Origin of the sequence: Roseimicrobium gellanilyticum (genome assembly GCF_003315205.1) — a bacterium.
GTDB lineage: Bacteria > Verrucomicrobiota > Verrucomicrobiia > Verrucomicrobiales > Verrucomicrobiaceae > Roseimicrobium > Roseimicrobium gellanilyticum.
Window position 1 is genome coordinate 1 of the sequence record NZ_QNRR01000028.1, and the last position, 5,242, is coordinate 5,242.

Below are 5,242 nucleotides of genomic sequence, written 5' to 3' on the forward strand. Positions count from 1 at the left end.
CCACCAAAAACAGAGGTTAAACAATGCACTGCATGGTTGCACATAGCAGTGGACAAAAAGTTAAGTAATAAAGTCAGTGTCTCTTTTTAAAATGAGAGATGCTCCAATTTTTGGAGAGTTTGATTCTGGCTCAGAACGAACGCTGGCGGCGTGGATAAGACATGCAAGTCGAACGGGATATTTTGGTAGCAATATCGGAATATTCAGTGGCGAACGGGTGCGTAACACGTGGGTAACATGCCGGGAAGAGGAGAATAGCCCAGGGAAACTTGGATTAATGCTCCATGTGGTCGCAAGACTAAAGACGGGGTAACCTGTCGCTTCCTGATTGGCCCGCGGCCTATCAGCTAGTTGGTGAGGTAACGGCTCACCAAGGCTACGACGGGTAGCTGGTCTGAGAGGATGACCAGCCACACTGGAACTGAGACACGGTCCAGACACCTACGGGTGGCAGCAGTCGAGAATCTTTCACAATGGGGGCAACCCTGATGGAGCGACGCCGCGTGGAGGATAAGGTCTTCGGATTGTAAACTCCTGTCATGCGAGAGTAAGGCCCATGCGTTAACTGCGTGTGGGATTGACAGTACCGCAAGAGGAAGAGACGGCTAACTCTGTGCCAGCAGCCGCGGTAATACAGAGGTCTCAAGCGTTGTTCGGAATTACTGGGCGTAAAGGGTGCGTAGGCTGCGCAGAAAGTCAGATGTGAAATCCGGGAGCTCAACTTCCGAATTGCATCCGATACTCCTGTGCTAGAGGACTGGAGAGGAGCTTGGAATTCTCGGTGTAGCAGTGAAATGCGTAGAGATCGAGAGGAACACTAGTGGCGAAGGCTGGGCTCTGGACAGTATCTGACGCTGAGGCACGAAGGTCAGGGGAGCAAACGGGATTAGATACCCCGGTAGTCCTGACAGTAAACGGTGCACGCTTGGTGTGGGAAGTGACCCTTTCCGTGCCGAAGCTAACGCGATAAGCGTGCCGCCTGGGAAGTACGATCGCAAGATTAAAACTCAAAGAAATTGACGGGGACCCGCACAAGCGGTGGAGTATGTGGCTTAATTCGATGCAACGCGAAGAACCTTACCTGGCCTTGACATGCATTGTGTCGTTGGTGAAAGCCAGCTAGTGTAGCAATACACGCTTTGCACAGGTGCTGCATGGCTGTCGTCAGCTCGTGTCGTGAGATGTTGGGTTAAGTCCCGCAACGAGCGCAACCCCTGTAGTCCGTTGCCACCGGTTTTACCGAGCACTTGGACTAGACTGCCCAGATCAACTGGGAGGAAGGTGGGGATGACGTCAAGTCCGTATGGCCCTTACGGCCAGGGCTGCACACGTACTACAATGCCCAGCACAAAGTGAACCGAGACCGCGAGGTGGAGGAAATCGAGAAAGCTGGGCTCAGTTCAGATTGCAGGCTGCAACTCGCCTGCATGAAGTTGGAATCGCTAGTAATGGCGCATCAGCTACGGCGCCGTGAATACGTTCCCGGGTCTTGTACACACCGCCCGTCACATCATGGAAGCTGGCTTCGCCCAAAGATCGTGCGCCAACCGCAAGGAGGCATCGGTTTAAGGCAAGGCTGGTAACTGGGATGAAGTCGTAACAAGGTAGCCGTAGGGGAACCTGCGGCTGGATCACCTCCTTTCTATAGGAACCTCATGAGTAATCATGAAGTCCATTGGGTGTGATAATCTGCAGTGCATTGTTTAGCCTCTGTTGGAATAAAGTAGTTCTGTGTGAACATCAGCCTCACGAAACGGGGGTATAGCTCAGTTGGTAGAGCGCCAGCTTTGCAAGCTGGATGTCAGGGGTTCGAATCCCCTTGCCTCCAGTCGTTAGTCAGCGAAAGCGGGCTAAGCGAAGCGAGAGCGACCTGCGGGCCTGTAGCTCAGTTGGTTAGAGCACCGCCTTGATAAGGCGGGGGTCATAGGTTCGAGTCCTATCAGGCCCACCACTCTCACCGCTGGAATGAAGATCTGGAGAGTTCTTTGAAAACTGCACACAAACTGAAAAATGTTCAGTGATGTCCTGGTGTAAGAGCCAGAGACAAGATGCAAACAAATTCAATGACTGATTAAAAATAACTAAGGCACATAGTGGATGTCTTGGCATCAACAGGCGATGAAGGACGCGCAAGGCTGCGATAAGCCCCGGATAGCTGCCGTGAAGCTCACCCGGGGATCTCCGAATGGGATAACCCACAGTAGTCATCTACTGTATCTCATATGCTCCGCATATGAGAAGCGATACCTGGGGAAGTGAAACATCTCAGTACCCAGAGGAAAAGAAAACGAAAGTGATTCCGTCAGTAGTGGCGAACGAAAGCGGAACAGCCCAAACCGGGGGCTTTGCTCCCGGGGTTGTAGGACTCCGATATTCTGACAATAGGTTAGGTGAAGCTTCAGGAAAGCTGCTCCATAGAGGGTGACAGGCCCGTAACCGAAAACCGACGATAGGATAGGAACTCCTGAGTAATGCGATACACGTGAAACTTCGCATGAATCTGCACCGACCACGGTGTAAGGCTAAATACTCGTTGATGACCGATAGTGAACAAGTACCGCGAGGGAAAGATGAAAAGAACCGCTGTGAGCGGAGTGAAATAGTCCCTGAAACCATGTGCCAACAAGGTGTCAGAGCCGGCTTGTCCGGTGATGGCGTGCCTTTTGCTTAATGAGTCTGCGAGTTGGTTGTTGTTGCGAGTGTAAGCCTTTCAGGGGCATACGCGCAGCGAAAGCGAGTCTTAACCGGCGCCCAAGCAGCAGCAGCCAAACCCGAAGCGGTGGTGATCTACCCTTGACCAGGCAGAAGCGTTGGTAAAACAACGTGAAAGGCCGAACCGGTGAATCTTGAGAAATTCTCGGATGAGTTGAGGGTAGGAGTGAAAGGCTAATCAAACCCCGTAATAGCTGGTTCTCCTCGAAATGTATTTAGGTGCAGCGTCACGTGCTGAGCAGAGGGGGTAGAGCACTGAATGAGCTAGGGGGATATTTTTCCTACCAACCTCAATCAAACTCCGAATACCTCTGTATGAAGCGTGGCAGTAAGACAGTGGGGGATAAGCTTCATTGTCGAAAGGGAAACAACCCAGCCCAGCAGCTAAGGTGCCCAAACAACGCTCAGTGGAAAGGAAGTAAAATCTCAATGACAGTGAGGATGTTGGCTTAGAAGCAGCCATCATTTAAACAGTGCGTAATAGCTGGCTCATCGAGAGATTTTGCGCCGAAAATGATTGGCGATAAGCGTTGTACCGAAGCTCTGGAAGCGAAAGCTTGGTAGAGGAGCATTCTGGCGGCTGCGAAGTCTGAAGGTAACTGACGATGGAGCTTCCAGAAGAGAGGATGCAGACATAAGTAACGATAAGGCCAGTTAAATACTGGCCCGCCATAAACCCAAGGTTTCCTGGGCAACGATGTTCGTCCCAGGGTTAGTCGGGTCCTAAGCTACGGCGTGATGTCTACGCGATGGATAACAGGTTAATATTCCTGTACTGGTGTGGTTAAGTACTGTTGTTGCGGGAGGTGGTCTTAGCAGACCTTATTGACTTGGCAGGGAGGGCTTCGGCCTGACCGCGCTAGGGACACCACCCGCCAAGAAAAGCGACAGATCGTTCCCACATTACCCGTACCGCAAACCGACACAGGTGGGTGAGCGAAACACGCTCAGGCGCAAGAGTGAACCCTCGTTAAGGAACTCTGCAATCTAGTCCCGTAACTTAGGGAGAAGGGATGCCCCGCAAGGGGTCGCAGTAAATTGGGTCAACCGACTGTTTATCAAAAACACAGCATTGTGCTAAGACGAAAGTCTACGTATACGATGTGACACGTGACCAATGCGGAAAGATTAAGGCAAGGGGTTAGCCGCAAGGCGAAGCTCTGAACCTAAGTCCCCGTGAATGTCGGCCGTAACTATAACGGTCCTAAGGTAGCGAAATTCCTTGTCGGGTAAGTTCCGACCTGCACGAATCGTGTAACGAGTTGACCGCTGTCTCAACGAGGCGCTCAGTGAATTTGTAGTGGCGGTGAAGATGCCGCCTACCCGCAGAAGGACGGAAAGACCCTATGCACCTTAACTGTAGGCTGTCACTGACTCGCCGATTTCAATGCTCAGCATAAGTGGGAGGCTTTGAAGCCTGACTTTCGGGTCAGGTGGAGCCAAAAGTGAGATACCACCCTTTGGTGTTGGCGATTCTAACTGTATTTATAGGACAATGGCAGCTGGTCAGTTTTACTGGGGCGGTATCCTCCCAAAGAGTAACGGAGGAGCGCGAAGGTGTGCTCAGCGCGGTTGGCAATCGCGTGTCGAGAGCATAGTCATAAGCACGCCTAACTGTGAGACCAACAAGTCGAACAGATACGAAAGTAGGCCTAAGTGATCCGGCGGCTTAAAGTGGAATTGCCGTCGCTTAACGGACAAAAGGTACGCTAGGGATAACAGGCTGATTTGACCCAAGAGTTCATATCGACGGTCAAGTTTGGCACCTCGATGTCGGCTCGTCGCATCCTGGGGCTGGAGAAGGTCCCAAGGGTCCGGCTGTTCGCCGGTTAAAGCGGCACGCGAGCTGGGTTCAGAACGTCGCGAGACAGTTCGGTCCTCTATCCTCTGTGGGCGCATGATAATTGAGGGGTTTTCTTCCTAGTACGAGAGGACCGGAAGTGACGCACCTATGGTGCATCAGTTGACACGTCAGTGGCACGGCTGAGTAGCCAAGTGCGGAAGAGATAAGCGCTGAAAGCATCTAAGCGCCAAGCTCATCCCAAGATTAGTTATCACAGGACCGTGGAAGACTACCACGCGATAGGGTGAACGTACAAGCCAGGGTAACCTGCTCAGCGTATCACTACTAATAGTCCATACATTTTTAATCATCCTTGCATCCCTGTTTCATCCCATATCACAACATTATCGTTTCAGACCTTGTGTGCAGTTTTCAACCAACCCTCCGGTCTCCCCGAAGTAGTTGATAGTTGAGGGTCGATAGTTGATAGCAGCTTCCAGTTGCCAGCAATTACCGGCCTTGTTAAACCCAAAGTCCATCATCAGGACTCTGGCCAGCCCACCGCTCCCAAGAGCAGTGCCCCTGGATAGATTTCTGGTGATATCCCGCAGTGGACCCACCCGTTCCCATCCCGAACACGGAAGTGAAACGCTGCAAAGCCGATGATAGCCTGACGAAAGGTCACGCAAAAGTAGGCAGTCGCCAGTTTATTTCATTCAAGGCCGTTCCAGAAATGGAACGGCCTTG

Annotated in this window: 2 tRNA genes and 3 rRNA genes; all 5 read left to right on the forward strand. The window is 51.9% G+C overall.

Annotated features, from left to right (window positions below):
* Window positions 1-107: 107 nt before the first annotated feature.
* Window positions 108-1,642: ribosomal RNA gene (locus DES53_RS32275) — 16S ribosomal RNA — on the forward strand.
* A 113-nt stretch (window positions 1,643-1,755) separates the two neighbouring features.
* A tRNA-Ala gene (locus tag DES53_RS32280) sits at window positions 1,756-1,828 on the forward strand.
* Between the two features lie 46 nt (window positions 1,829-1,874).
* A tRNA-Ile gene (locus DES53_RS32285) sits at window positions 1,875-1,951 on the forward strand.
* 119 nt (window positions 1,952-2,070) lie between these two features.
* Window positions 2,071-4,865 (forward strand): 23S ribosomal RNA (locus DES53_RS32290).
* 223 nt (window positions 4,866-5,088) lie between these two features.
* A 5S ribosomal RNA gene (rrf, locus tag DES53_RS32295) occupies window positions 5,089-5,203 on the forward strand.
* Together the 16S, 23S and 5S rRNA genes with 2 tRNA genes alongside form the textbook arrangement of a ribosomal RNA operon.
* Window positions 5,204-5,242 lie beyond the last annotated feature (39 nt).